The sequence below is a fragment of the Thioclava sp. NS-SX20 genome, assembly GCF_057380695.1.
Window position 1 is genome coordinate 1261952 of sequence record NZ_CM170816.1, and the last position, 26996, is coordinate 1288947.

Consider the following 26996-nt stretch of genomic DNA (forward strand, 5'->3'; position numbering starts at 1 on the left):
TTACTTTCGCAGGATTTAGGCGCTATCGTGCCGCAAAGAGATCAGGCAGGGTCAATGGTGCACCAGCAATCACAAGATCAGGGGCTGCGCAGGCGGCGGGTGTTCTACATCCCCGGCTATGATCCGTTTCCGCCGCGCCGCTACCGCGAGCTCTATCGCCGCGAAAGCGCCCAGCAGGCAGCGATCTCGGGGTACGAGATCAGCCAGAAAGCCAGTGGAAGCGCGGGCAAATACGGCTGGCAGGTAAGTTCGACGCAAGACGGGCAACAGGTCGAGGCGGTGATCGAGGTGCTGCTCTGGTCGGATATCGTGCGCGCGTCGATGGGGCGCTCTATCGCCGCCACCTATCTGCAACTGGTCCAGACCGCGTGGCGCTATATCGGCAGCGCGGCGCTGTTCCGCCTGATGCGGCTCCGCCTTGGGCCGGTGATTGCCGCGCTTTATCCGGTGGTGGCGTTGCTGACCCAGTTGCTGCTGGGCCTTCTGGCGGCCACGGCGGTCTATGGGGCCACATTCTGGGCGGGCGAGGCGCTGGGGCTTGGCCGACACCCGCTCGCCTTGCTGGCGCTTTTGCCTGCGGGCGCGGTGCTGGGCGTGATCCTGCGCTGGTTTCGCGCCCATGATAACCGCTTCTATGCCTATTACCTGCTGCATGATTATGCCTTCACCGCCCGCTGGAACGGGGCCTATCCCGCAACGCTCGACAGCCGCATCCAGCAATTCGCAGACCGGATCGCCCATGCCCTGCACGAGGATTGGGACGAGGTGCTGGTGATCGGCCATAGTTCGGGAGCGCATGTGGCAATCTCGGTTCTGGCAGAGCTGGACCGGCGCGCGCCCGCCTCTGACACGCCTCTGGCCCTGTTGACGCTTGGCCATGTCGTGCCGATGGTCAGCTTCCTGCCCAAGGCAGAGCGGCTGCGTGGCGACCTGCACAGGCTTGCCGCCAGCCACAGGGTCACTTGGGTGGATGTCACGGCTATGGGCGACGGCTGCTGTTTCGCGCTTTGCGATCCGGCAGGGGTCAGCGGGGTTGCCCCCGCCCGACAGACCGGCCCCCTGATCTTCTCGGCCGCATTCCGGCAAAGCCTGAGCGAGGCGCGCTGGAAGGCTGAGCGCCGGCGCTTTTTCAGATTGCATTTCCAATACTTATGCGCCTTTGATCGCGTGCAGGATTATGATTACTTCCGCATCACCGCAGGCCCGCTGACCTTGGCCCAACGCTATGCCACGCGCGCACCTTCGCCCAGCAGGCTTGCCACGCCCGTCAACCGCTTCCGGTCCATGTCATGACCCCGCCGAAACCCGCACCGCGCCCCGATAAGGTCTCGCTCTGGCGCTATATCCGGCTGTTCAAACAGGATATCCTCTCGGCGCAACCGGCACGGCTTTATCGCGCCAAGATGGCGGAATTCCGCACGCCCTTCTTCCGGTCCTATCTGTGCAACACGCCCGAGCTGGTGGATCTGGTGCTGCGCGCCCGCCCGCAGGATTTTCCGAAATCCGACCGTATCCGCGAAGGTCTGGCCCCTTTGCTGCGCAATTCGGTCTTTGTGACGAATGGTGCGGTCTGGGCCCGCCAGCGCCGCATCATCGACCCCGCCTTCGAGGGCGGCAAGCTGCATCAGAGCCTGCCCGATATGTGGCAAGCAGGGTTGAACTGCCTGAAGCGCCTTCACAAGAGTGCCGGACAGCCTATTGATATAGAACCGGAAACCTCGCATGTGGCGGCAGATGTCATCTTTCGCACATTGTTTTCGCTACCGATCGAGGACCGCACTGCCGCGCAGGTATTTACCGCCTTCCGCGCCCATCAGATGTCGGCCCCTGTGGTCAATCTGGCGGCCCTTCTGCCCTTGCCGCGCTGGCTGCCGCGCCCGCATTCGCGCCAGACCCGCGAAACGGCGACCCAGATCCGGCGCTTGATCGAAGATCTCACACGCCGCCGCGCCGAAGAAATCGCGCAGGGCGTGGCCCCCAATGATCTGGCGACCAAGATCATGACCATGACCGATCCCGAAACCGGCACCCGTTTCAGCACCGATGAGATGGTCGATCAGGTGGCGATCTTCTTTCTTGCGGGGCATGAGACCTCGGCCTCGGCGCTGGCTTGGGCGCTCTATCTGCTGGCGACCCATCCCGAGTGGCAGGAAACACTGGCCGAGGAGGCGCGCTGCCTGCCTGCGACCGCCACCCCCGATATGGCGCTGCTGAAACAGCTGAGACTGTCGCGCGCCGTCTTCCGCGAGGCCATGCGGCTATATCCGCCCGTGCCAATGTTCGTGCGCGAGACCACCTGCCCCGAGACCTTCCGCAAGCGCCCCGTTAAACGCGGATCGCAGGTGGTGATCTCGCCTTGGCATCTGCACCGCCATGAATTGCTGTGGGACAATCCCGATGGCTTTGACCCGTCCCGCTGGGAGACGGAAAACGGCAAAAGCTGCGCGCGTCAGGCCTATATCCCCTTTTCAGCCGGTGCGCGCGTCTGCCCCGGTGCGGGATTTGCGATGGCCGAGGGCGTGCTGCTCCTGTCGATGATCCTGCGCGACTTCCACCTGACCGCCCTGCCCGAGCGCCCGCCCCGGCCTGCCGCCCAGCTGACCGTGCGCAGCAAAAACGGCATCTGGCTGACCCTTACGCCGCGCCAATGAAAAACCGCCCCGAAGGGCGGTCTCAGCTTATTCTCCTGCGACCCGTTCGGCCTCGGGGATTTGGCCTGAAGGCTTGCCCTCGACCATATCCTCAAGGCTCATACCGCGCGTCTCCGACACCATCTTCCAGACGATGAAGAAGGAGATCAGCGCAAAGCCCGCATAGAGGCTATAGGCCAGATCCAGTCCGATTGCGGCCAATACGGGGAATGTGGTCGACACCACGAAATTGGCCAGCCAATTCGCCGCGCCCCCCACGCCAAGCGCCATGCCGCGGATCTTATTGGGGAACATCTCGCCCAAGAGAACCCACATGACCGGACCCCAGCTGGCGCCAAAGCCGATGATGAAGACATTGGCCATCACCAGCGCCACCGGACCCCAAGGCGCGGGCAGCGAGACGCTATCTGCCGTGACCACCGCATGGTTGAAGGCCAGTGCCATCACCCCAAGCGAGACGGTCATCAGCCCCGAACCCCAAAGCAGCAGCGTCTTGCGCCCCAGACGGTCGATCAGCAGGATCGCGATGATCGTCGCCACGATATTCACGACCGACGAGAAGACCGAAATCATGAAGCTGTCGCTTTCCTGAAAACCGACCGACTGCCAGAGCGTGGTGGAATAGTAGAAGATCACATTGATCCCGACCAACTGCTGGAACACCGCGATCAGGATGCCGACCCAGACGATGGGGCGGAAGAAGAACGCCCCGCCGGTGAGGTCGCGGAAACTCTTGCTGTCCTCGCGCTTCATGGTCTCGCGGATCTTGGCAATCTTGCTGTCCAGACGCACGCGACGAACGCCGACGATCGTCTCGAGGATGTCACGCGCCTCGCTGATGCGGTCTTTCTCCACCAGATAACGCGGGCTTTCCGGCAGACGCAGCGCCAGCACACCATAAAGCACCGCCGGAATCAGTTCCGAAAGGAACATCCAGCGCCATGCTTCCATTCCCATCCAAAGCGTCCCCGCCGCGCCACCGGCCACACGGGCGACAATCGCGCTGACCAGAAGCGCCACGAAGATGCCCGAGACAATGGCCATCTGCTGCATGGTGCCAAGGCGGCCCCGCTCGTCCTTGGGGGCAACTTCCGCGATATAGGCGGGCGCGATCACCGAGGCGAAGCCCACCCCGATCCCGCCGACAAAGCGCCACAGGATCAGATCCCACTGGCCGAAAGCCAGCCCCGAGCCAAGCGCGGAGATGGACAGAAGCGCGGAGGCGATGATCATCGTCTTCACCCGCCCGAACCTGTCTGAGCACACCCCCGCATACCAAGCCCCCGCCATAGCGCCCAGAAGCGCGCAGGAGACCGTAAAGCCGATGCCCGAGGCCGAAAGTCCGAAGCCATCGCGCACGGCATCCACCGCGCCATTGATGATCGAGCTGTCATAGCCGAACAGAAAACCGCCCAAGGCCGCTGTGCAGGCGATCATCAAAAGCCTGCCGGACATCACCCCGTCATCCGAAATTTCCGCCATATTCCCCTCCTGCGCCGTAATGTCCGGCGCTTGCCTGATCTGCTTTTCATGTGTCGGATATCTGTCCGTTCACATGATGTGAGACAGGGCAAGGTCAAGCGGCGGACGAAGGGTCGCCTTTGGTCTGTGGCGCAAAACCACGAAAAAGCCGGCAAAAAATGCCGGCTCTGTTACATTTGCTTACAAACCGGAAAAGATCAGAGTTTGTAGATGGCCGAGAACTTCTCTTCGAGATAATCCAGCAGCGCGGTCTCGTCAGGGGCTGTCCCGCAGGCGGTGGTGATGGTCTCGACCGGCGGACGTAGCCCCCCGTGACGCTGCAGGTTCTCGCGCAGCCAGTCGGTGGCGGGCGCGGTATGCCCCTCGGCCAGCGCCCCGTCCAGATCGGGCACCGCGCCACGGATCGCCTTCATCAGGCAGCCCGCATAGAGATTGCCCAGAGCATAGGTCGGGAAATAGCCGAACAGCCCCACCGGCCAATGCACATCCTGCAGGAAGCCATGCGAGGGCTTATCGACCGTCAGCCCGAAATCGGCTTTGAAGCGGGTGTTCCATGCCTCTTCAAGGTCGGTCACCTCCAGCTTGCCGGAAATCAGGTCCCGCTCCAGATCGAAGCGCATCATGATATGCAGGTTGTAATGCAGCTCGTCGGCCTCGGTGCGGATATAGCCCGGCGCCACGCGGTTGACAGTGGCAAAGAAGGCGTCAGCATCAGACACACCGAAATCGCCAAACATCTCGGTCATGCGCTGGTAGAGCCAGCCGGTAAAGGCGCGCGAGCGGCCCAGCTGGTTTTCATAGATCCGGCTTTGGGATTCATGCACGCCCATCGACACACCCGCCCCAAGCGGCGTGAAATTATAGGCGGGATCGATGGCCTGCTCATAGCAGGCATGGCCCGTTTCATGGATCGTCGAATAGATATTGTTGAAGGGATCACGTTCGACCACGCGGGTGGTGATGCGCACATCATTGCCCGATCCGGTCGAGAACGGATGCACGGCAATATCCATCCGTCCCCGCGTCCAGTCATAGCCGAAAGCCGAGGCACAGATCCGCGACAGCCGCATCTGCGCCTGCTCGGGGAAGGTGTGGTCAAGCGCTGCGGGCTTGACGGACGACCCCGCCACGCGGTCGCAAAGATCCACCAGACGCGGGCGCATCCGGTCGAAGACCTTGCCGATGTCCTTGGCCGAGGTGCCGGGCTCATAGGCTTCCAGCAGCGCATCATAGGGGTCGCGCCCGTCCGATAGCGCCTGCGCCTCTTCGCGCTTGAGCCGCACGACCTCCTCGAAGGTCGGCAGAAAAGCCGACGGATCTTCGGCGGCGCGCGCATCCGCCCAGATGCCCTGGCTGAGCGAGGTCAGCCGCGCGATTTCTGCGGCCAGACGCGCCGGAATACGCATCGCGCGGTTATAGTCGCGCGCGACCATATCCAGCACCCGCGCCTCTGTCTCGTTGCGCGCCTCGGCCCGCACCAGCCAGTCCGAGATCCGCGGGTCGGTGCGGCGGGCATGCAGGATTGCCTCCAACGCCCCCGTCTCTTCCGCGCGGTCATCGGCAGCCCCGCGCGGCATCACCGTTTCCTGATCCCAAGACAGCCGCTGGGCGATCTTCTCGAGGGCTGCGGTTTCGCGCAGATGGGCGGTAAGGTCTTGATAGGCAGACATTGGGTCAGGCTCCTCTGACGGATTGCACCACCGGATAACGCGCATGGAAACGCGCACGGATGATCAACACCCACAAGATCACAGCGCCGAACTGATGCGCAAGCCCAAGTGGCATCGGGGCCGCATGCATCACCGTCACAATCCCAAGGATCACCTGACACAGAAGCATCGCCCCCATCGCCATGAACGCGCCCTTGGTATTGGGATGGGCCGATTTACGCGCCTTGAGCACAACCACCATGCCAAACACGAACAGCGTATAGGCCACCATCCGGTGCACGAATTGCACCATGCCGGGGTTCTCGAAGAAATTGCGCCACAGAGGGTCGTAATTCAGCGCATCCGAAGGGAAGAACTCGCCATTCATCCACGGCCAGTCGATATAACCGCGCCCCGCATCGATTCCGGCAACCAGCGCGCCCAGAAGGATCTGCAAGAAGGCCAGATGCATCACGCCCGTGGCCATGCCGAACAGTTTGCGCTCGCCCATGCGGCGGGCCTGCAACAGCTCGCCCTCGCGACGCGAAAGCTGCAGGCAGAACCATGCGATCGTGCCCAGAATGATAAAGGCGATGCCCAGATGGGTGGCCAGCCGGTAGGAGGCCACGGCGATCATCTGTCCGCCCAGCCCCGAAGACACCATCCACCAGCCAATCGCGCCTTGCAGCCCGCCAAGCGCTCCCAGCCCCAGAAGCTTCGGCACCCACCCCTTGGGGATGCGGCCCGTGACCAGAAACCCGAGGAAACCAAGCGCCCAGACCATGCCGATCAGGCGGCCAAGGTTGCGATGCGCCCATTCCCACCAGAAGATGCCCTTGAAGCCTTCCAGCGTCATATTCGGGTTGATCAGCGCATATTGCGGGATCTGTTTGTAATTCTCGAATTCGGCCTGCCATTGGGCCTCATTCATCGGCGGCAGCGCCCCCGAGATCGGCTTCCATTCGGTGATCGACAGCCCGCTATCGGTCAGGCGGGTCGCGCCGCCCAAGGCGATCATGCACACGACCAGCGCAAAAATCACGATCAGCCAGGCGCGGATCCATTTACGCGCCCCTTTCGGCTGGCGGTCGATCATGCCGCCTTTCGGCTCGGCGCGGGTTTGGGTGGGCTGGGCCACATCCTCGAAGATGCTGCGTTTCTGGCTCATCGGGGCTCTCCTTCAGTCGCCGCGCAAACTAGGCGCGCGGGCGGGCGCGTTCAAGCATCATTCCGCCGATTGCCGCAGCCTATCGCGAAGGTGACCCCTGCCCGGGCGCGCCCGCGCGCGGAGACCCGCGCGTGGAGAGTGGCCGGATGCCCGCATCGTCGATGCCCGCAAGAGGCGGCGCGGGCCCGGCCCAGAGGCTGTGCGAGGGGCGACAGATGCGCCTAAAGGATCTGGTGCAGCATAGCCACCGCCGTACAGCCCCCGAAGAACACCATCAGCTTGCCCGAAACCAGCAGCCCCAGATGCAGCCCCCGCGCCTGCCAGCGTGACAGCCCGTCAAACATCGCCTGAAGACGCCCCTGCCGCCCCAGATGCATCATCCAGACATGCACGCCCAGATCAAAGACCAGCGCCAGCACGCAAAGAACCGCCCAGAAGGCCGGATGGACAAGCATCGAAAGCAGGGAAGCGGTCACGGCAGTCCTTTCGTCGGGGCCACATCCGGGCCGGTTACAGCCTTTGTCGTCCTAGCCCTTACCACGCAGAAGCTGCCTGAGCGCCCCGTGCAGCGTCTGGACCTCGGAGCGCGTCATCGCGAAGCGCGTCCACATATTGCGCATATTGCGCTTCATCATCGGGGCTTTCTCGGGCGGATAGAAAAAGCCTGCCTCCTCCAGACGCCCTTCGATGTGATCGCCCCACGCCTCGACATCGCCCGCGCTGGCCGGTTCATGGCCCGCCAGACCTTCTGCAATATCTTCCGCCTCCAGAACATGGCGCGAATACTCGTAGGAGGTCAACAGCACAGCCTGACCAAGGTTGAGGGAAAAGAACTCGGGATTGGTCGGAATGGTGATGATGGCATTGGCGCGGATGATATCGTCATTTTCCAGCCCCGTGCGCTCGGGGCCGAACATCACGGCCACCTTCTGCCCTGCCTGAATCCGGCGATGCGCCTCGATCATCGCGGTCTCGGGGGTATAGATGGGCTTGGGCAGCTCGCGCCCCCGCGCCGTGGTGGCAAAAACGAAATCGCAATCGGCCACAGCCTCCGCCACGCTGTCAAACACCCCCGCATGATCCAGCACACGACCCGCCGCCCCCGAGGCCATCGCCACAGCCTTCGGGTTGGGCCAGCCGTCGCGCGGCTCGACGATCCGCATTTTGGACAGCGTGAAATTCAGCATCGCCCGCGCGGCCGCTCCGATATTCTCGCCCATCTGCGGACGCACCAGCACGATATGCGGCTGGCTGGATTTCGGGGCGTTACTGGGGTCGGCAGGCTGGTCAATCATCACGGGCTCCTTTTGCAGAGCCTTCCATAAGCACAACGCAAAGCTCTTTCAAGCAAGCGCCGCCTGCGCTATGAGAACGCAAACACCTCATTCCGGCCTGCAAAGGCCTCCGCAGTCAAGGATATATCATGGCAGACGAAGATCGCCCGCAAATCTACCTGCTGACGCCCACGAGCTTCGAGCCGGAGACATTCCTGCCCAAACTCAAGGCCGTTCTGGAGGCGCATGAGATCGCCTGTATCCGCCTGTGCCATGCCTCGAAAGACGAGCTGGAGCTGGGCCGCATCGCCGATGCCATCCGCGAACTCGCCCATGCCCGCGACGTGGCGCTGGTGATCGACAGCCATATCCATCTGGTCGAACGCCACGGGCTGGACGGCGTGCACCTGACCGATGGGGCCCGTTCGATCCGCCATGCCCGCAAGGAACTGGGCGAGGATGCCATTGTCGGGGCCTATTGCGGCAATTCGCGCCATGACGGGATGAATGCCGGTGAAGCCGGCGCCGATTATGTCTGTTTCGGCCCGATCGGCGAAAGCGCCCTTGGCACGGGCGAGCGCGCCGAATTCGACCTCTTCCAATGGTGGTCCGAAATGATCGAGGTGCCGGTGGTGGCCGAAGGCGCGCTGACGCTGGATCTGGTCAGGCAGTTCGCGCCGGTCTCTGACTGGTTCGCCTTTGGGGACGAGATCTGGAAGAGCGAAGATCCGGTCGCCACTCTGGGCGCACTTGTCGCCGCAATGGGCTGATCCCCGCCAGAACGGCGAGTGCAGGAAAGGGCAGACAATGGCAACGCGCACCGAAGACAACACGATCCAGCGCGACGGCCCGATGGGCGATTGGGGCGCGTTCATGCATTCGGAGCTGCGCGTCGACCGTGCCGATCTGGCGGGCCATATCCGCCAGATCGAAGGGGCGCGGGTTCTGGTGGCGGTTGCCGGTGCGCCGGGGTCTGGCAAATCGCGGCTGGCGCGCGAGATCTGCGAAAAGCTCAATGCCCATACTGCCGCCTGTGCCGCCATCCTGCCAATGGACGGCTTCCACCGCTCGAATGACTGGCTGGACGCGCGGGGCCTGCGCGGACGCAAAGGCGCCCCCGAAACCTTCGACACCGAGGGCTTCGCCGCGCTTTTGCAGCAGGCCCGCACCGCCGGTCAGGCCCTGCATGTGCCGACCTTCGACCGCGACCGCGACCGCGTGATCCCCGATGGTGACGAGATCGAGGCACGGACCCGCTTCATCCTTGTCGAGGGCAATTATCTTTTGCTGACCCGTGCAGGCTGGCGCGATCTGTTTCCGCTATTCGACCTGACGATCCGCCTGCATGTGCCCGAAGACGAACTGCGCGCCCGCCTGATCCGCCGCTGGGAAAAACGCGGCATCGATCCGGCGGAAATCACCCGCCGCGTCGAGGAAAACGACCTGCCGAACGGGCGGCTGATCCTGACCGAAGGCCGCGCCGCCGATCTGCGGGTGCTGGATTACAGCTGATCATCCGATCCTGAAGACCAGAACAAAGGGGGCCGAAGCCCCCCTTTTTATGACCTCAAAGCGGTTCGATATCGCCTTCGGCACGTTTAGCGTGGAAATCGGCGACATAGGCCTTGAAGGTCCCCGCCTCGATCGCATCGCGCATGCCCTGCATCAGATCCTGATAGTAATGCAGGTTGTGCCATGTCAGCAGCATCCCCGAGATCATCTCGTTCGCGCGGAAGACGTGATGCAGATAGGCGCGCGAATAATTGCGGCAGGCAGGGCAGCCGCAGTTTTCATCCAGAGGCCGCGGGTCATCTCGGTGGCGCGAGTTCTTGATGTTGATCTGACCGTGGCGGGTCCATGCCTGCCCCGTCCGACCCGAGCGCGAGGGCAACACGCAATCCATCATATCCACACCGCGTTCAACCGCACCCACGATGTCATCGGGCTTGCCGACGCCCATCAGATAGCGCGGACGGTCCTCGGGCAGGAAACCGGTGGCGTAATCCAGCACGCCGAACATCGCCTCCTGCCCCTCGCCCACGGCCAGACCGCCGATGGCATAGCCGTCAAAGCCGATATCGGTCAGGGCCTTGGCAGATTGCTCGCGCAGCTCTTGCGTGACGCCGCCCTGCATGATGCCAAACAGCGCATGTCCCGGACGGTCGCCAAAGGCCTCCTTGGACCGCACAGCCCACCGCATCGACAGTTCCATCGCACGGGCCACTTCCTTATCGGTCGCAGGCAGCGCGGGGCATTCGTCGAAACACATGACAATGTCCGAGCCAAGAAGCTTCTGGATCTCCATCGACCGCTCGGGGCTGAGCATATGTTTCGACCCGTCGACATGGCTGGAGAAGGTCACCCCCTCTTCGGTCAGCTTGCGCAGCCCCGCCAGCGACATGACCTGAAACCCGCCCGAATCCGTCAGGATGGGTTTTTGCCAGTTCATGAACTTATGCAATCCGCCAAGGGCGGCCACACGTTCCGCCGTCGGGCGCAGCATCAGGTGATAGGTATTGCCCAGCAGGATATCGGCGCCCGTCGCGGCCACCGATTCCGGCATCATCGCCTTGACGGTTGCCGCCGTGCCCACCGGCATGAAGGCGGGCGTGCGGATATCGCCGCGCGGCGTATGGATCACACCCTTGCGCGCCGCGCCATCCGTGGCCTGAAGCTCGAAGCTGAATTTTTCTGTCATCACCTGTCTCCTTGCGCAGCCCCCATAGGATGAAACCGGCTGTTTGGAAAGGCGGCAGTTGGTTAGCGGATGCAAAAGCGGGGCCAAAACAGCCCCGCATGACAGATTTTACCCGCTCTCCCCCACCAAGCTCCCAAAGCGCAGGCAGAACGGTGCTTGGCGCAAGCGCGCGGCAGAGAGGGCCCGAAACGGGTCAGGCCGCCCCCTGTCCGACCGCGCGCAGGGCACGCGGGGCCGTCAGCGCCGAAATCCCCAAAAGGACCACAGCCGGCAGGAAGGCAAAAGCCCAGCCAAAGGCCCCATGCCCCAGCCCGCCCATGATCCCGCCTAGAACAAAGGCCGCGACAAGCTGCACGAACAGCATGAGCCGCGCATGGTCATAACCGTCATCGCCGCTGTCACGGCCCCGCCCGTACAGCCCGCGCCCGATCTCGATGCCCATATCGGTCAGCAGGCCCGTCGCATGGGTGGTGCGGATACGTGCGCCGGAGATCCGGGTGATGGTGGCGTTTTGCAGCCCCATGATAAAGGCCAGCAGACCCAGCCCCAGATGCCCTTCCCAAGGCTGCGGCAAGAATTCGGCGGTGGCCAGCACGGCCAGCAAGATCCCCTGCAAGGCCAGCGGCATATAATAGGTCAGGCGAGAATGGCGGGCAAAGCCCCGCGCGATCATCGCCGAGGCCAGCGCCGCCCCTGCCACAAACAAAAACAGCACGCAGAAACTGAGCAGCACCAGCGAAAGATTGGCACCGACAAGGCTGCCCGCCAGTTGGGACAGATGCCCCGTCATATGCGAGGCATATTGGCTCATCATCAGAAAGACACCGGCATTCAGCGATCCGGCGATTACGGCCAGCACGATCCCCAGCCAGCGATCCGCCTCGGGGGCACGCCGATGCGAGGTGAAAAGACGCATGGCACGGACAGAGAGGTGACGACGGAATGCGGATCGGATGGGCATGGGGAGGCCTCGCAAATGACGGATGATGCAATGTGGTTCCATCATCATGTCGGGGCGGCAGGCAACGGATCAAGAGGAGCGTAACGTCGGGAATGCGGCGATGCAGCAAATTCCCGCCAAAGGTGCAAATAAAAGGCACATTTTCGCCAATATCAGATCAATTTATCCATAAAACCATAAACTTGGCGTTATATTGAGAACAACTCAAGGATGATTTATCCGCTTTCGCTCTTCTTTTGCCACCGGCCGGACTCTTCCGACCAGTACTGCGCCTTCGCACCTGCAGCAGTAAACTGCTTCCACTGTACCCGCGCCCGCGAGAGCGCCTCGTGGTCATGCCCGTCAAACAGGATCCAGACCCGCTCGTGGCGCTCCAGCTCTTCGGGCACCACCTCTGCGCCGTCGATGCTCAACACCGCGTCACGCCCGGCCTTGGCGGGCTGGCTGGCCGTGGTCAGCAGGACCGGTTGCAGGGCATCTTGCGCGCCCCCCGCCAGACCATGCGGCAGAAAGCTCTCCGCCCCGCCCATTTCCCACAGGCTGCGGTCATACCAGTGCATCCGGTCCGGCAGGGTGCCGCGCAATTCTATCTTCCAGCCCTGTTCCAAGGCGCGGCCAAGAAGGTTGACGACAACCTCCGCGACCGAGCTTTCGGTGACGTGATAAAACAGCGCAGCGCCCATGCTTCAGCCCTCGAACTTATCAGCAATCAGACGGTTGAGGGTCATCACGCCCCAGCCGGTCGGGCCTTTCGGCGCAAGCTCCGTTTCCGTGGGCGGCAGCGCCACGCCTGCGATATCGATATGGCACCACGGCACCTCCGGCGCAACAAAATGCTTGAGGAAGGTGGCGGCGGTGATCGCACCTGCCGGACGTCCGGCAGAATTCTTGATATCGGCCAGCCGCGATTTGATCAGCCGGTCATAAGAGGGCTGCAATGGCAGCGGCCATGCACCCTCTCCCTCTTGCTTCGCCGCTTTCAACAGATCGCCCGCGAAACCGTCGTCATTGCTGAAAACCCCCGCATTGTCATGACCGAGCCCCACGATCACCGCGCCCGTCAGAGTGGCCAGATCGATCATGGCGCGCGGGGCGAAATGCTCTTGTGCATACCACAGCACATCGGCCAGAACGAGACGCCCCTCGGCATCGGTATTGATGACCTCGATGGTCACACCCTTGGCCGAGGTCACGATATCGCCCGGACGCTGGGCGCGGCCATCGGGCATATTCTCGACAAGCCCGACGATCCCCACGACATTGGCCCGCGCCTTGCGCAGCGCCAGCGTGCGCATCACGCCCGCCACCGTGCCCGCACCGCCCATATCCATCGTCATCTCTTCCATACCGGCACCGGGCTTGAGAGAGATCCCGCCGGTGTCAAACACCACGCCCTTGCCGATCAGCGCCAGAGGCGGCTCCTCGGCGCCGCCATTCCATTTCATCACCACAACCTTCGAGGGGCTTTCCGAGCCTTGCCCCACCGCCAGCAGCGCCCGCATTCCCAGCGCCTCGAGATCGGCCTCTTCGAGAATCTCGACATCCAGCCCCAGTTCCTGCATAGCCGCCAGACGGGCGGCAAAATCGGAGGTGGTCAGGATATTGGCCGGTTCATTGACCAGATCACGGGTGAAAAACACCCCCTCGGCCAGCGCGGCCAGCGGCTGTGCCTCCTGCGCCAGTTTCTCGGGGTTGTTGGCCATGAAACGCACCGGCCCGTAAGCGGGCGTCTCGGCGCTATGATAATTGAAGCGGTAGGCCCTGAGCGCCAGACCAAAGGAAACCTCGGCCGCGCGGGCATGGCTTTCTGCCAGCACCAGCCCCCCCTTGGCCCCCAGCGCACGGGCAATCGTCGCCCCTGCCTTGCGCGCCACCGAAATTTCGCAGCGCCGCGGCAGCGATACCAGCAACACCAGCTCCGCAGCCATTCCCGCCGGCCATTCCAGCCGCAGCGCCGATCCGTGATCCAGCTTGGCAAAGGTCTCCGACTCGACGGCACGTTTAAGCGCGCCATGCGTCAGACGGTTGACCCGCCGCCCCGCAAGCCCCAGATTGCGCCCGCTTTCGGCAAAGACGACAACGACACCGCTGGCCTCGACCACGGTCTCCAGATCGGTTTCAGTAAAGCTGATGGCAAGGGGTTCGGTCATCTGTGTTGTTCCTATGGTCCAATATGCTCGACTGGCCCGACCCTACAAAGCTATAAGGGATTTGGAAAGCCACGGGCGGATTCCTGCACGGCAAAAGACCCGCTTGGCGGGGAAATTCGGAATGCGGGCTTTTCCAGCGCCCCGCAAGACGATAGAGACAGAGACAAGACCGCGTTCAGCGCGGCGTGATCAGGAGTAAAGAGCAGCACTGTGAGCCGGCTGGACCGATATCTTTTGTCGCAATTCTTGGCGATCTTCGGGTTTTTCGCCCTTATTCTGGTCTCGATCTACTGGGTCAACCGGGCGGTCAGCCTGTTCGAACAGCTTATCTCGGATGGCCAGACCGCGCTTGTGGTGCTGGAATTCACCGCGCTGACCCTGCCTTATGTGATCCGCGTGGTGCTGCCGATTGCCGCCTTCGCGGCCACGGTCTACACCCTCAACCGCCTGTCGAGCGAATCCGAGCTGGTGGCCATGCAGGCCACCGGAGCCTCGCCCTGGCGGCTGGCCCGTCCGGTTCTGGTCTTCGGGCTGCTGGTCGGGCTGATGATGGCGGTGCTGACCCATTTTCTGGTGCCGCAATCGCGCGCACAACTGGCCACGCGGCAGGCACAGCTGGCCGAGAATGTGACCGCCAGCCTGCTGACACCGGGACGGTTCCAGCATCCGGTCGACGGCATTTCGATCTATATCCGCGCGATCAGCGATAATGGCGAATTGCAGGATTTCTATCTCTGGGACAGCCGCACCCCCACCAACCGGATGAGCTATCTGGCCAAGAAGGCGGTTATCGTGCGCACCGATAACGGGCCGAAACTGGTGCTTTTCGACGGTATCGCGCAAAGCCTGCGCACCGAGGGGCGCAATCTTTCGGTCACGCGGTTCTCGAACTTCACCTATGACCTGAGCAGCCTCATTCAGGGCTCGACCGAGGTGGACCGCAAGCTCGAACAGATCTCCAGCCTCGAATTGCTGCGCGCGCCGCAAAGCGTGCTGGAGGAAACCGGCAAAAGCGCGACCGAACTGGGGCTGGAGCTGAAAATGCGCTTCGTGCAGCCGCTGCTGGCGCCTGTGGCCGCCCTTGTGGGCTTTGCCGCGCTGATGGTGGGCAGCTTCTCGCGCTTCGGCATCTGGCGGCAGATCACGCTGGCGGTGGTCATTCTGGTGCTGGTGCAGGTGCTGACCAATGTCACCGAGACCATCGCGCGCAGCCGACCCGACCTCTGGCCGGTGCTCTTTGCGCCTGCCGCCGTCGGGGTGCTGGCCAGTCTCCTTCTTTTGCATCTCTCCGCGCGCCGGAAATTCACCGGACGGCGTCTGGCCGCAAAAGGTGCCGCATGATCCTTGGTCGCTATGTTGCCCGCCGTTTCCTGCGCAGCTTCCTGCTGGTGCTGGCCAGTTTCTGGGGCATCCTGTTTCTGGTCGGGCTGGTGGAAGAGGTCCGCAAGCTCGATGCCGAGGCAAGCTTCGGGCGGGCGGTGCTGCTGTCGCTGCTCAATATCCCCGAAACGCTTTACACGATCATGCCGCTGATCATGCTGCTTGCGGCGGTCGTGCTGTTTCTCAACCTTGCCAGAAGCTCGGAGCTTGTGGTGATGCGCGCCTCGGGCCGGTCGGCGCTTGGCATTCTGGTCAGCCCCGTTCTGACGGCTCTGGTGCTGGGCGGGTTGCTGATCAGCGTCGGCAATCCGCTGGTCTCGGCCACGTCCAACCGCTATGACGAACTGCGCAGCGATGTCGGCATGCAGACCACCGTCTCGGTCGGGCGCAACGGCGTCTGGATGCGCCAGAGCGCGACCTATAAGGACAGCAGCGGCAAGATCCGCACCGGACAGGCCGTGATCTCGGCGGCGCGGGCCAATGGCGATGCGACCACCCTTTATGATGTCAGCTTCCTGATCCTTGACAGCGACAGCAATGCCGTGCGCCGCGTGGTGGCCGACCGTGCCATTCTGGAGACCGCCCAATGGCGGCTGTTCAACGCCAAGGACTGGCCGCTTGGCAGTTCGACCAATCCCGAGCGCGACGCCACCACCTCGTCGCAACTGACCATCGCCACCAGTCTGACCGCCTCCTCGATCCGCGACAGCTTCGGCGCGCCCTCGGCCATTCCGCTGTGGAAGCTGCCCGCCTTCATCAAAACGCTGGACGCGGCAGGGTTTTCGGCATTGCGCCACCGCGTCTGGTTCGAGATGGAACTTGCACAGCCGCTGATGATGGTGGCAATGGTGCTTCTGGCGGCCTCCTTCACCATGCGCCCGACGCGGTTCGGCGGCATCGGCCAGCGGGTGCTGCTGGCGCTGGTCTCCGGTCTGGCGGTGTTCTTCCTGCGCAATGTCGCGCAGGTTCTGGGCGATAGCGGCCAGATTCCGGTTCTGCTGGCGGCATGGGCACCGCCGGTGATTGCACTGATGTTTTCGATTGCCCTGCTTTTGCATCTGGAGGATGGCTGAGCCATGACCCTGCCCAAGACCTGCTCTCCTGCAAGGACGCTGCTCGCCGCCCTCACCCTTGGCACGGCGCTTGGCACTTTCGGCCTTGTGGCAAGCGGCTACGCGCAAGACAGCAACGCCTCGCAGAACAGCCTGAGCAATGTGCCCGCCAGCCTGATGGCCGACCGGATCTCGCTTTCGGGGTCTGACACGCTGGTCGCGGAAGGCGCGGTGGAGATCTATTACGAGGGCAACCGCGTCACGGCCAAGCGCGTCACCTATGACCAGAAGGCCGATACGATCAAGATGGACGGGCCGATCCGCCTGACCGAGCCGCAGGAGGCCGGTGCGGTGATCGTGGCCGATCAGGCCGAACTCTCGCGCGATCTGCAACATGGCATCCTGTTGGGCGCGCGCATGGTGATGGCGCGCGAATTGCAGCTTGCCGCCGCCAAGATCGAGCGCGAGAACGGCAATGTCACCACCATGACCAATGTGGTGGCCTCGTCATGCAATATCTGCGTGGTCGGTGAACGCCCCCTGTGGGAAATCCGCGCCCGCAAGATCACCCATAACGCGCAGGAGCGTAAGCTGAGCTTCGAGGATGCGCAGTTCCGCGTCGCCGGTGTGCCGCTGGTCTGGGTGCCAAAGCTGCGCCTGCCCGACCCCACCGTCACGCGCATGTCGGGCTTTCTGGCCCCGAGCTTCCGCAGCACCTCCAGTCTGGGGATGGGCATAAAGATCCCGTATTTCTTCGCGATCGATCCCAGTCAGGATCTGCTGGTCGAGCCCTATATCTCCAGCGGTTGGACCCGCACGCTGGGGCTGCGCTACCGCCGCGCCTTCAATGACGGCGAGATCAGCATTTCCGGTGCCTTCAGCAATGACAGCATCATCAAAGGGGCCAATCGCGGCTATCTCTTTGCCGATGGCAGCTTCACCCTGCCCGATGATTTCAAGCTGGGCCTGCAACTGCGGATGGTGTCCGATGATGCCTATCTGCTGAATTACGATGTCAGCGATGCCGACCGGCTGTGGTCGGGGCTGACCCTTGAACGGGTCCGCTCGGACGAGCTGATCTGGGCCCGCGCCGGTCGCACCCATTCGCTGCGCGAGGACGAGGACAACAATACCGAGCCGATGCTGGCAGGCGATGCGGAATGGACACGGGTCTATCACCCTGCCCGTATCGGCGGCGAGCTGACGGCAAGCTGGGATCTTGAGACCTTCCGCCGCAATTCCAGCTCGACCACGGACGGGCCGGATTGGGACGATATTCCCGACGGGCGCGACATGACCCGCAGCTCGCTGACCGCCAACTGGCGGCGCAACTGGCTGCTGTCTTACGGCATCATGGCCAGCACGCAGGCCCAGCTTGCCGCCGATGCCTTCGTGATCCGTCAGGATGACTCCTATGACGATACCATCCTGCGCGCCCAGCCGCAGCTTGCCACCGAATTGCGCTGGCCCTGGACCCGCAGCACCGGTCGCGCGGCCCATGTGATCGAGCCCATCGCGCAGATCGTCTGGGCCCCCAACAACCTCACCCGCGCGCCCAACGAGGACAGCACGCTGCGCGAGTTCGACGAAGGCAACCTGTTCAGCCTGTCGCGCTATCCGGGGCTGGATGCACGCGAACGCGGCCTGCGCGCCAATGTCGGCGTCAGCTATACCCGCTATGACGCGGCGGGATGGTCTTTGGGTACCACTGTCGGGCGCGTGTTCTATGCGCAGGATCTCGAACAGTTCTCGTCGGAAAGCTCGCTTTCGGGCAATAGCTCGGACTGGCTTCTGGCCAGCAACCTGCAAACCTCGGGCGGACTGACCGTGTCGAACCGTGCGCAGTTCGACGATGATTTCAACACCACCCGCGAAGAGCTGCGCCTTGCCTATTCGGGCGCGACCTATGATCTGGCGGCGGGCTATCTGTGGATGGACAGCGCCATTCTGGCGGGCACCTCGGAGGATATCTCCGAATTGCAGCTTGACAGCGCATGGCATTGGGGGCGCGGCTGGTCGGGCACATTCGATGCCCGCTACGACCTTATCGCAGAGCGGGCGGCAAAGGCGAAACTGGGCGTGACATGGGTAAATGATTGCGTGAGCGTCGATCTTTCCCTCTCGCGCCGCTTCACTTCCTCGACTAATGTGGACCCCGAAACAAGCGTCGGACTTTCCGTGGCTTTGGCCGGATTTGGCGGTGCCAATGACGGAACCTCGGCCAGTAAGGTCTGTGTAAGGTAAGACAGACGCCCGATGCAGATTGCGTATCGCGGCCAATGACGACAAAGCAGGTATAATGATGACGGCACTTTCAGGCATGGCGAAAAGCAAAGGCTTCAACGCATTGCGCAGCAAGGTAACGCGGCTCGGCTGTGTCTCGGTTCTGGCGCTTGCCCTCATGGGACCTGCCGGTTCGGCCTTTGCGCAGGGCGGCATGTTCTCGCCGGTGATCACCGTCAACGGTCTGGGAATCTCTGCCTATGAAATCAGCCAGCGCGAGCGGATGATCGAGGTGCTGGGCACCACCGAATCCGACCCCCATCAGGCGGCGATCGACGCGCTGATCTCGGATCGTCTGCAAACATGGGAAGCCAAGCGTCTGGGGCTGAGCGTCTCGGATGCGGCGGTCCAGAAAGGCATGGAAGAATTCGCCTCGCGGGCCAATCTCAGCGCCAAGCAGTTCATCGCGGCAATCGGTCAGGAAGGCGTGGACGAGGAAACCTTCCGCGATTTCACCAAGTCCGGTCTGTTGTGGCGTCAGGTCGTGCGCGCGCAGTTCGGCGGGCGGATCTCGATTTCCGATCTGCAGATCAACCGCGCGCTTGCCCCCGAATCCCAACGGGGTCAGGGCACACGCGTGCTGCTCTCCGAGCTGATCATCCCGACGGAAGGGCATGAACAGGAGGCCATGCAGCTTGCCGAACAGGCCACCCGCGGGAGTGCGGCACAATTTGCCGATATCGCCAGCCATGTTTCGGCCTCGCGCTCGCGCGAGAACGGTGGTGCCATCGACTGGATGCCCGTGGCCAACCTGCCCGGCCCCCTGCGCGCCCGTATTCTGGCGCTGAAACCCGGTCAGGCCACCGGCCCGATCAAGATCCCGAATGCCGTGGCCGTGTTCCGCCTGCGCGCAATCGACGAGAACGGGGCAAAACAGGCCAGCCCGCAAACGGTGGAATATGCGCTTTACACGCTGGGCGCGACGGGCAGCGAGGAAGTAGCAACCCGTCTGGGTCAGGTGCAGGCCAGCCCGCATAGCTGCGATGCGCTTTATCCCTTGGCGCGCACATTGCCCGCCAGCCGTCTGCTGCGTGAAAGCGGCACCCCCGACAGCCTGCCGCGCGACATCTCGGTGGGGCTGTCCAGTCTGGACCCGGGCGAATATCAGGTGCTGCAACAGGGCGGCAATAGCGCGCTTTTGATGCTGTGCAGCCGCGAAATGAGCCGCAAGGGCGAAGATGGCAAGGTCGAGACCCCCAACCGTGACGCGGCCATGACCAGCCTTGAAAACCGCCAGATCCAGATTCAGGCGGATGGTCTTTTGGCCGATCTGCGCGACGCAGCCGTAATCACACGGCCTTGATTTTGGTGGCGCCAGACTTATCTGACGCTCCAACATATTGGAAATAGGGGGTAAATCCCATGCCTCAAGCACCTGTCATTCTCACCTGTGGTGAACCTTCCGGAATTGGTCCGGAAATCGCCGTCAAAGCATGGGAGGCGCTTGGCGCAAGGCTTCCCTTTGCATGGCTTGGCGACCCCGCACATCTGCCGCGGGGCACCAAGATCCGCGAGATCGGCACTCCGGCCGAGGCCATCACCCATGCCGGCACGGCAATGCCCGTGTTGGTGCATGACTTTCCCAAAGCCGCCATTCCCGGCACCCCCGACCTGGACAATGCCCGCTCGGTGATCGATGTGATCGCGCGCGGTGTCGATCTGGTGATGCGCGGCGAGGGCTCGGCCCTGTGCACCGCACCGATCAACAAGAAAGTGCTCAAGGACGGGGCCAATTTTGCCTTCCCCGGCCATACCGAATATCTGGCCCATCTGGCGGGCGGGTGTAAGGTTGCGATGATGCTGGCCTGCCACGAGCTGCGCGTCGTGCCTGCCACGATCCATATCGCTTTGGCAGATGTGCCCACCGCCTTCACCCCCGAAGTGCTGCGGCAGGTCGTGCGCATTACCCATGAAGGGCTGACGCGGGATTTCGGGCTGGAAAATCCGCAGATTGCCATTGCGGGTCTGAACCCCCATGCGGGCGAAGGCGGCGCGATGGGACGCGAGGAACAGGACTGGATGATCCGCGAGATTGCGGGGCTCAAGGCCGAGGGCTATGCGCTGACCGGCCCTCTGCCCGCCGATACCATGTTCCACAAAGCCGCCCGCAGCCAGTATGATGCGGCGATCTGCGCCTATCACGATCAGGCCCTGATCCCGATCAAGACGCTGGCCTTCGATGCGGGCGTCAATGTCACGCTGGGCCTGCCCTTTGTCCGCACCTCGCCCGATCATGGCACCGCCTTCAATATCGCGGGCACGGGCGAAGCCAGCCCCGCCAGCCTGATCGCCGCGTTGGAAATGGCCGATACGATGGGTCGCGCGCGCGGATGACCCCTTCGAGGCGCAGCGAGAGGCTTGCCTCGCGCGCGCGGCTCACATATCCCCTGACAGGTCCGGATGCCGCATCCGGACCTTTTGCATATGAAGACAGACAGGATAGAGCAATGGCAGCGATAGACGGGCTTCCGCCTCTGCGGGATGTAATCCGTGACCATGAACTGGTCGCGAAAAAGCAGCTTGGCCAGAACTTCCTGCTCGACCTCAACCTGACCGCCAAAATCGCGCGTGCGGCGGGCAATCTTGACGGGCATGATGTGCTTGAGGTCGGCCCCGGCCCCGGCGGTCTGACTCGCGGGCTTCTGGCCGAGGGGGCGCGCAAGGTGCTGGCTGTCGAGAAAGACCCGCGCTGTATGCCCGTACTGGCCGAGATCGCCGACCATTATCCGGGCCGCCTTGAGGTGATCAATGGCGACGCGCTCGAAGTCGATGTGACGGCGCATCTGCGCACGCCCTACAAGATTGCCGCGAACCTGCCCTATAACGTGGGCACCGAACTGCTGGTGCGCTGGCTGACGCCGAAGGACTGGCCGCCGCAATGGGACAGCCTCACACTGATGTTCCAGCGCGAGGTGGCCGAACGGATCGTCGCACAGCCGGGCGACAACCATTACGGACGGCTCGCCATTCTGGCGCAATGGCGCACCACCGCACGCATTGTGATGTCGCTGCCGCCCGAGGCCTTCACCCCCGCGCCCAAAGTGCATTCTGCCGTGGTGCATCTGAAAGCCCTGCCCGAGCCGCGCTATCCGGCGGATGCCAAGATTCTGTCGCGCGTTGTAGCGGCGGGCTTCAACCAGCGCCGCAAGATGCTGCGTGCCTCGCTGAAATCTGTCGCGCCCGATATCGAGGCCAAGCTGGAAGCGGTCGGCATCCCGCCCACCCAACGCGCCGAACGGGTCACGATCGAGGAATGGTGCCGCCTCGCCCGCAGCCTCGAAACAAACTGACCGCACAGACCATAAAAAACCGCCCGCGCAGATCTGCTGCACGGGCGGTTTTTCTGTCAGTCTCGTAACTTAGCCGTTTGCCGCTTTCGGAGTATCCTCGGAGGGACCGGCCTCGCCATTGCCCTCTTCGCTTGCCGCTTTCGGCTTGCGACGGTTGCGCGGCGCTTTGGGCTTTTCACCATCGGCGGTGTCGGCCTTTTTGGCGCGCGGCTTACGCGGACGCTTGGGCTTTTCAGCCGCATCAGGGGCCTCTTCGGCCGCAGGGGCTGCGGCTGGCTCGGGCTGGCGTTCCGGCTGCGGCTCGGCGCTTGCGACCGGCGCAGGCTCGCTCTCGCGGCTGACACGCAGATCGCTGCGGCTTTCGGGCGTCTCGACCAGATTGGAATCCTCGGCCTCTACCCGCTCGACATCGCGTGCGGTGTCGCGCTTGCGCCACCCGCCGGTTTCCCCCTGCGGAGTGGCCGGAGCGGACGCTTGGGCATAGCCGTCATTCTGGCTGGAAGCGGCATCGGACATCGCCGCCTGCGCGGGCTGGTCCATATCGGCACCGGACGGGCCATTGCCCTGGCCTGCGCCGTTCTGGTTACCGTTGCCCTGCCCGTTGGGCTGACGCTGCGCCATCTCGCGCTGCGCCTCGTGCAAAAGGCGGGTGTAATGCTCGGCATGCTGCAGAAAGTTCTGCTCTGCCACGCGGTCGTTCGACAGCTGCGCATCCCGTGCAAGACCAAGATATTTATCGATGATTTGCTGGGGCGTCCCGCGGACCTTGCCCTCAGGACCCGAGCTTTCAAAAACCCGGTTGATGATATTCCCGATGGAACGCTGCCGGTTCGACTTGGAACGCGAACGTGATTTGGATGATCTCATCTGCTTTCGTTCAATTTATCCGCCTTTAAAAGCGAGCGGTTTTGACAAGGTCTAGGCCAGATCCGTCACGATCCAACCGGGCCGCGCGGGACAGTCTGGTTGCATAAGGGGTCTATGCCCTTCAACCAAGCCCGCAGTGTTAAGCTGAGCCATGCCGGGAAACTTGTTTCTCCGTGCACGTCCCCTGATAAGCACGTCACGACGGATCTCGCAAGCTAGATTTTCCCTTTATGCTCTTTTTTCGGGGTATTGTCGCCGAAATATCGTGAAGTTTTAGTGAAGACGAGCCACAGGACACTGGCGGATCGGCATATTTCAGGGCCGGAGTCCGGCCTAAAGCGGACGCCGCGCCTCCACAACACGGTCCCGCCCGTCAAGATCGGGCCATATCCGGCAGCCGTCAAGACCGATCTCGGCCAGGAAGCCGCAAACCGCAGCCCCTTGAGTCGGCCCGATCTCGAACAGGATGCGCCCCCCGGGGGCCAGATGCACCAGCAGGCCGCGCGCGATCTTGGCATAGGCCGACAGACCGTCGCCCCCCGGCGTCAAGGCGCTATGCGGCTCCCAATCCAGCACGTCGCGCGCCAGACCGGCCATCTCGTCCTGCGCGATATAAGGCGGGTTGGAGACGATCAGATCGAACATGCCATCCACCGCATCGAACCAGTCGGAGACCGTCAAGCGCACCCGCTCGCTCAGGCCCAGATTATCGGCATTGCTTTGCGCAACCGCCAGAGCCTGCGGCGAAAGATCCACCCCGACGCCCGTGGCTTTGGGCATTTCCGCCAGACAGCTCAGCAGAATACAGCCCGTGCCCGTGCCCAGATCCAGCACGTTCCGGAAAGGCTGCTGCAAGGCGCGCTCTACCAGAATTTCGGTCTCGGGACGCGGGTCGAGCGTATCCTGAGTGACCTTGAATTTGCGCCCCCAGAACAGCCGCGCCCCCGTGATCTGCGACACCGGCTGGAAGTCCATGCGCGCCGCCAGAAAGCGGGCAAATCTGGCCTGCGCTTCCTCGGCCACGGGATCATGCAGCGCAAGCGTCAGCCGCTCGGGCGAGACCCGCAGCGCATGGGCCAGCAGGCGTCGCGCATCCCCCGCAGCCGATGCGATCCCCGCCTCCCGCAGCTTGGTCACGGCCTCGCGCAACAATACACCGCCCTGCATGCGCCTTACCCCTCCATCTCGGCCAGTCGGGCCGCCTGATCATCCGCCACCAGTGCGTCGATCACCTCGTCCAGATCACCGCCCATGATCTGGCTCAGCGCGTATAGCGTCAGATTGATGCGGTGATCGGTCAGCCGCCCTTGCGGGAAATTATAGGTGCGGATGCGCTCGGAGCGGTCACCGGAGCCCACCTGCCCCTTACGCGCGGCAGAGCGCTCCGCATCCATGCGCGCGCGCTCCATATCATAAAGCCTTGCCCGCAGCACGGCCATCGCATTGGCACGGTTCTGGTGCTGGGATTTTTCCGAAGAGGTCACCACAAGACCGGTGGGCAAATGGGTGATCCGCACGGCAGAATCGGTGGTATTGACGTGCTGGCCACCGGCCCCCGACGACCGCATCGTATCGATCCGGATATCCGAAGCCGGAATGTCGATATCGACCTCCTCGGCCTCGGGCAGCACCGCGACGGTCGCGGCGGAGGTATGGATACGGCCACCGGCTTCGGTTTCCGGCACGCGTTGCACGCGATGCACGCCCGATTCGTATTTCAGACGGGCAAAAACACCCTCGCCCTCGATCCGCAGCATCACTTCCTTGATGCCGCCAAGTTCGGTTTCGGCATAATCCAGTATCTCGACCCGCCAGCCTCGAATGTCGGCATAGCGCTGATACATGCGCAGCAGGTCGCCCGCAAAAAGGGCCGCTTCGTCGCCCCCTGTTCCGGGCCGGATCTCGACAATGGCCGGACGCGCATCGGCGGCATCCTTGGGCAGCAACGCCAGACGCAGAGCCTGCTCCAGCTCGGGCAGCTTCTTGCGCAGCAGCGGCACTTCTTCCTCGGCCAGATCCTTCATCTCCGGATCGGCAAGCCAGCCCTCGGCCTCGGCCAGATCGGCCTGCGCCTGAAGCCAGTTCTCGATCTGCTCGACCACGGGCTTCAGCTCGGAATATTCACGGGAAATCCGCGCGATTTCGGCAGGGTCCGGCCCGCTCGAAAGCTGGGCTTCGAGATAACCGTATCGGTCGCGGATCTGGTGCAGGCGGTCTGTCGGTATCATGTCATCGCCTGTCGCGGTTTTCGCCGCATCGGTCAAGAGGATCTGCCATTTCCAAAGCAGCCTTTCCCATATTGGATCAGTTTTCTTACCAATATCGCATTTTTGAGGTGACGCAGCCGCCTTGCCCGCCTATTGTCTGAGACAATTCGTCGCGACCCTGTACTGGAAGGACCCTTATGATGGCCGATACATCCCTAATTTCCGAACTCCAATCCATCGTCGGCCATCGTCATGTCCTGACCGATCCCCGCGCAACCGAACGGTTCCGGCGGGGATACCGTTCGGGCGAAGGCGAGGCGCTGGCCGTTGTCCGCCCCGGCAGCGTGCTGGAACAGTGGAAGGTGATTCAGGCCTGCGTGAAGGCCGATAAAATCATCATCATGCAATCCTCGAATACCGGCCTGACCGAAGGTTCCACCCCCAAGGGGAGCTATGACCGCGAGGTGGTGATCATCTCGACGCGGCGGATGGACCGTGTGCACCTGCTGGATGACGGGCGGCAGGTGGTCGCCCTGCCGGGGGCGACGCTGTTCCGTCTGGAAAAGGCGCTGGACCCGAAAGGCCGCGACCCGCATTCGGTGATCGGCTCCAGCTGTATCGGGGCCTCGGTGATTGGCGGCGTGTGCAACAACTCCGGCGGCGCGCTGGTCGAACGCGGCCCGTCCTACACGGAAATGGCGCTTTTCGCCCAGCTTGATGCCGAAGGAAATTTACACCTTATTAATCACTTAGGGATCGACCTTGGCACGACACCTGAAGAGATTCTGACCCGTGTCGAGAAGGGCGACTGGGGCGCGATCGACCATGAAGGCAATCGCCATGCCTCCGATCAGGGCTATGCCGAGCGCGTCCGCGATATCGAAGCTGACACCCCCGCGCGGTTCAATGCCGATCCGGGGCGGCTCTATGAAGCCTCGGGCTGTGCGGGAAAACTTGCGGTTTTCGCCGTGCGTCTGGACAGTTTCGCGCGCCCGGCACGGCAGAAGACATTCTATATCGGCACCAATTCGACCGAAACGCTGACAAAACTGCGGCGGATCATCCTCAAAGACTTCCCCGTACTGCCGATCTCCGGCGAATATATGCACCGCGATGCCTATGATATCACCGAGAAATACGGCAAGGATACGGTGCTGGCCATCGACAAGCTGGGCACCGACCGCCTGCCGCAATTCTTCGCGCTGAAAGGGGCCATTGACGGGCGGCTGAACCGCTTCGGCCCCACCCGCCACCTGACCGACAAATTCCTGCAACTTGTCGCCAATCTCTGGCCCGCGATCCTGCCCAAGCGCCTGACCGAATATCGCCACCGCTTCGAGCACCATCTGATCCTGAAGATGCGCGATGAGGGGATCGAAGCGGCACAGAAAACGCTCTCCGAACTCTGCGACGGCAAGGATGCGGATTTCTTCGAATGCGATGCCCGCGAGACGAAAATCGCCGGTCTGCACCGCTTTGCGGCAGCGGGTGCGGCTGTGCGGTATATGGCCCTGCATGAAAAGGACGTGGCCGATATCCTGCCGCTCGACATCGCCCTGCGCCGCAATGACGAGGACTGGTTCGAGCATCTGCCCCCCGAACTGGATGCCCAGATCGAGCACAAGCTCTATTACGGGCATTTCTTCTGCCATGTCCTGCATCAGGACTATGTCGTGAAGAAGGGCGTGGATTCTCACGCGCTGAAAGCCAAGATGCTGGAAATCCTCGACCAACGGGGCGCAGAATATCCCGCAGAGCACAATGTCGGGCATCTCTACAAAGCCAAACCCGCTCTGGCCGCGCATTATTGCGACTGCGACCCGACCAACAGCTTCAATCCCGGTCTGGGCAAGCAATCGCGCAACAAACATTATCACTGACCGT

At 62.9% G+C, this 26996-nt stretch carries 23 protein-coding genes; 11 read left to right on the plus strand and 12 right to left on the minus strand.

The window, feature by feature from the left end; translation table 11 throughout:
• Positions 1 to 54 precede the first annotated feature (54 nt).
• Positions 55 to 1293, plus strand: coding sequence for a hypothetical protein (locus tag AC2ISB_RS06260; protein WP_339109511.1), 1239 nt, complete (start codon positions 55 to 57; stop codon positions 1291 to 1293).
• Positions 1290 to 2651, plus strand: a complete 1362-nt coding sequence (locus AC2ISB_RS06265) for a cytochrome P450 (protein ID WP_486576651.1) — start codon at positions 1290 to 1292, stop codon at positions 2649 to 2651. The genes AC2ISB_RS06260 and AC2ISB_RS06265 overlap by 4 nt, the downstream gene beginning before the upstream one ends.
• Before the next feature lie 27 nt (positions 2652 to 2678).
• Here AC2ISB_RS06265 and AC2ISB_RS06270 read toward each other — a convergent pair whose 3' ends face one another.
• The 5 genes from AC2ISB_RS06270 to AC2ISB_RS06290 all read right to left on the minus strand — a co-directional run bounded on the left by AC2ISB_RS06270 (position 2679) and on the right by AC2ISB_RS06290 (position 8245).
• Positions 2679 to 4133: a sugar porter family MFS transporter gene (locus AC2ISB_RS06270; RefSeq protein ID WP_486576653.1), complete on the minus strand. Its 1455-nt coding sequence runs from the start codon at positions 4131 to 4133 to the stop codon at positions 2679 to 2681.
• A gap of 197 nt (positions 4134 to 4330) precedes the next feature.
• Positions 4331 to 5803, minus strand: coding sequence for a carboxypeptidase M32 (locus AC2ISB_RS06275; protein WP_339107397.1), 1473 nt, complete (start codon positions 5801 to 5803; stop codon positions 4331 to 4333).
• A gap of 4 nt (positions 5804 to 5807) precedes the next feature.
• On the minus strand, positions 5808 to 6950 hold the full coding sequence (gene ctaA / locus AC2ISB_RS06280; RefSeq protein ID WP_339107398.1) for a heme A synthase: 1143 nt from the start codon (positions 6948 to 6950) through the stop codon (positions 5808 to 5810).
• Between the two features lie 221 nt (positions 6951 to 7171).
• The gene (locus AC2ISB_RS06285) at positions 7172 to 7426 is read right to left on the minus strand and encodes a hypothetical protein (protein ID WP_486576654.1); all 255 of its coding nucleotides are present in this window, start codon (positions 7424 to 7426) and stop codon (positions 7172 to 7174) included.
• 51 nt (positions 7427 to 7477) lie between these two features.
• On the minus strand, positions 7478 to 8245 hold the full coding sequence (locus tag AC2ISB_RS06290) for an RNA methyltransferase (RefSeq protein WP_406736495.1): 768 nt from the start codon (positions 8243 to 8245) through the stop codon (positions 7478 to 7480).
• A 128-nt stretch (positions 8246 to 8373) separates the two neighbouring features.
• Between AC2ISB_RS06290 and AC2ISB_RS06295 the strand changes: the two genes are divergently transcribed.
• Both AC2ISB_RS06295 and AC2ISB_RS06300 read left to right on the plus strand, forming a co-directional pair.
• On the plus strand, positions 8374 to 8994 hold the full coding sequence (locus tag AC2ISB_RS06295) for a thiamine phosphate synthase (protein ID WP_339107401.1): 621 nt from the start codon (positions 8374 to 8376) through the stop codon (positions 8992 to 8994).
• Between the two features lie 37 nt (positions 8995 to 9031).
• Positions 9032 to 9736 carry a nucleoside/nucleotide kinase family protein gene (locus tag AC2ISB_RS06300; RefSeq protein WP_339107402.1) on the plus strand — a complete coding sequence of 235 codons (705 nt, stop codon included), beginning with the start codon at positions 9032 to 9034 and terminating at the stop codon, positions 9734 to 9736.
• Positions 9737 to 9791: 55 nt separating this feature from the next.
• Here AC2ISB_RS06300 and tgt read toward each other — a convergent pair whose 3' ends face one another.
• From tgt to AC2ISB_RS06320, 4 genes are all read right to left on the minus strand, one after another.
• Positions 9792 to 10922, minus strand: coding sequence for a tRNA guanosine(34) transglycosylase Tgt (gene tgt / locus AC2ISB_RS06305; RefSeq protein ID WP_339107403.1), 1131 nt, complete (start codon positions 10920 to 10922; stop codon positions 9792 to 9794).
• 193 nt (positions 10923 to 11115) lie between these two features.
• Positions 11116 to 11883, minus strand: a complete 768-nt coding sequence (locus AC2ISB_RS06310) for a YoaK family protein (RefSeq protein ID WP_406720828.1) — start codon at positions 11881 to 11883, stop codon at positions 11116 to 11118.
• A 215-nt stretch (positions 11884 to 12098) separates the two neighbouring features.
• Positions 12099 to 12566, minus strand: coding sequence for a DNA polymerase III subunit chi (locus AC2ISB_RS06315; RefSeq protein WP_339107405.1), 468 nt, complete (start codon positions 12564 to 12566; stop codon positions 12099 to 12101).
• Between the two features lie 3 nt (positions 12567 to 12569).
• Positions 12570 to 14033, minus strand: coding sequence for a leucyl aminopeptidase (locus tag AC2ISB_RS06320; RefSeq protein WP_486576656.1), 1464 nt, complete (start codon positions 14031 to 14033; stop codon positions 12570 to 12572).
• 210 nt (positions 14034 to 14243) lie between these two features.
• Between AC2ISB_RS06320 and lptF the strand changes: the two genes are divergently transcribed.
• The 6 genes from lptF to rsmA all read left to right on the plus strand — a co-directional run bounded on the left by lptF (position 14244) and on the right by rsmA (position 22038).
• Positions 14244 to 15374 (plus strand): LPS export ABC transporter permease LptF, encoded by a 1131-nt coding sequence (lptF, locus tag AC2ISB_RS06325; RefSeq protein WP_486576657.1) that lies wholly within the window; start codon positions 14244 to 14246, stop codon positions 15372 to 15374.
• Entirely contained in the window at positions 15371 to 16486 is a 1116-nt protein-coding gene (gene lptG / locus AC2ISB_RS06330; RefSeq protein WP_339107409.1) for an LPS export ABC transporter permease LptG, read from the plus strand. Before lptF ends, lptG begins: the two co-directional genes overlap by 4 nt.
• A gap of 3 nt (positions 16487 to 16489) precedes the next feature.
• Positions 16490 to 18709 (plus strand): LPS-assembly protein LptD, encoded by a 2220-nt coding sequence (locus AC2ISB_RS06335; RefSeq protein ID WP_339107410.1) that lies wholly within the window; start codon positions 16490 to 16492, stop codon positions 18707 to 18709.
• Between the two features lie 76 nt (positions 18710 to 18785).
• Entirely contained in the window at positions 18786 to 20051 is a 1266-nt protein-coding gene (locus AC2ISB_RS06340) for a SurA N-terminal domain-containing protein (RefSeq protein ID WP_406720832.1), read from the plus strand.
• 59 nt (positions 20052 to 20110) lie between these two features.
• The gene (gene pdxA / locus AC2ISB_RS06345) at positions 20111 to 21082 is read left to right on the plus strand and encodes a 4-hydroxythreonine-4-phosphate dehydrogenase PdxA (RefSeq protein WP_339107412.1); all 972 of its coding nucleotides are present in this window, start codon (positions 20111 to 20113) and stop codon (positions 21080 to 21082) included.
• Positions 21083 to 21195: 113 nt separating this feature from the next.
• A complete protein-coding gene (gene rsmA / locus AC2ISB_RS06350) occupies positions 21196 to 22038 on the plus strand; it encodes a 16S rRNA (adenine(1518)-N(6)/adenine(1519)-N(6))-dimethyltransferase RsmA (protein WP_339107413.1) in 843 nt (280 codons plus the stop codon).
• Between the two features lie 69 nt (positions 22039 to 22107).
• Here rsmA and AC2ISB_RS06355 read toward each other — a convergent pair whose 3' ends face one another.
• The 3 genes from AC2ISB_RS06355 to prfA form a co-directional block, all read right to left on the minus strand.
• Positions 22108 to 22905: a DUF4167 domain-containing protein gene (locus AC2ISB_RS06355; RefSeq protein WP_486576659.1), complete on the minus strand. Its 798-nt coding sequence runs from the start codon at positions 22903 to 22905 to the stop codon at positions 22108 to 22110.
• Positions 22906 to 23238: 333 nt separating this feature from the next.
• Positions 23239 to 24072, minus strand: coding sequence for a peptide chain release factor N(5)-glutamine methyltransferase (gene prmC, locus AC2ISB_RS06360; RefSeq protein ID WP_486576660.1), 834 nt, complete (start codon positions 24070 to 24072; stop codon positions 23239 to 23241).
• Between the two features lie 5 nt (positions 24073 to 24077).
• Positions 24078 to 25133, minus strand: a complete 1056-nt coding sequence (prfA, locus tag AC2ISB_RS06365) for a peptide chain release factor 1 (RefSeq protein WP_339107416.1) — start codon at positions 25131 to 25133, stop codon at positions 24078 to 24080.
• A 179-nt stretch (positions 25134 to 25312) separates the two neighbouring features.
• On the opposite strand from prfA, the gene dld reads away from it, so the two are divergent.
• A complete protein-coding gene (gene dld / locus AC2ISB_RS06370; protein ID WP_486576661.1) occupies positions 25313 to 26992 on the plus strand; it encodes a D-lactate dehydrogenase in 1680 nt (559 codons plus the stop codon).
• Positions 26993 to 26996 lie beyond the last annotated feature (4 nt).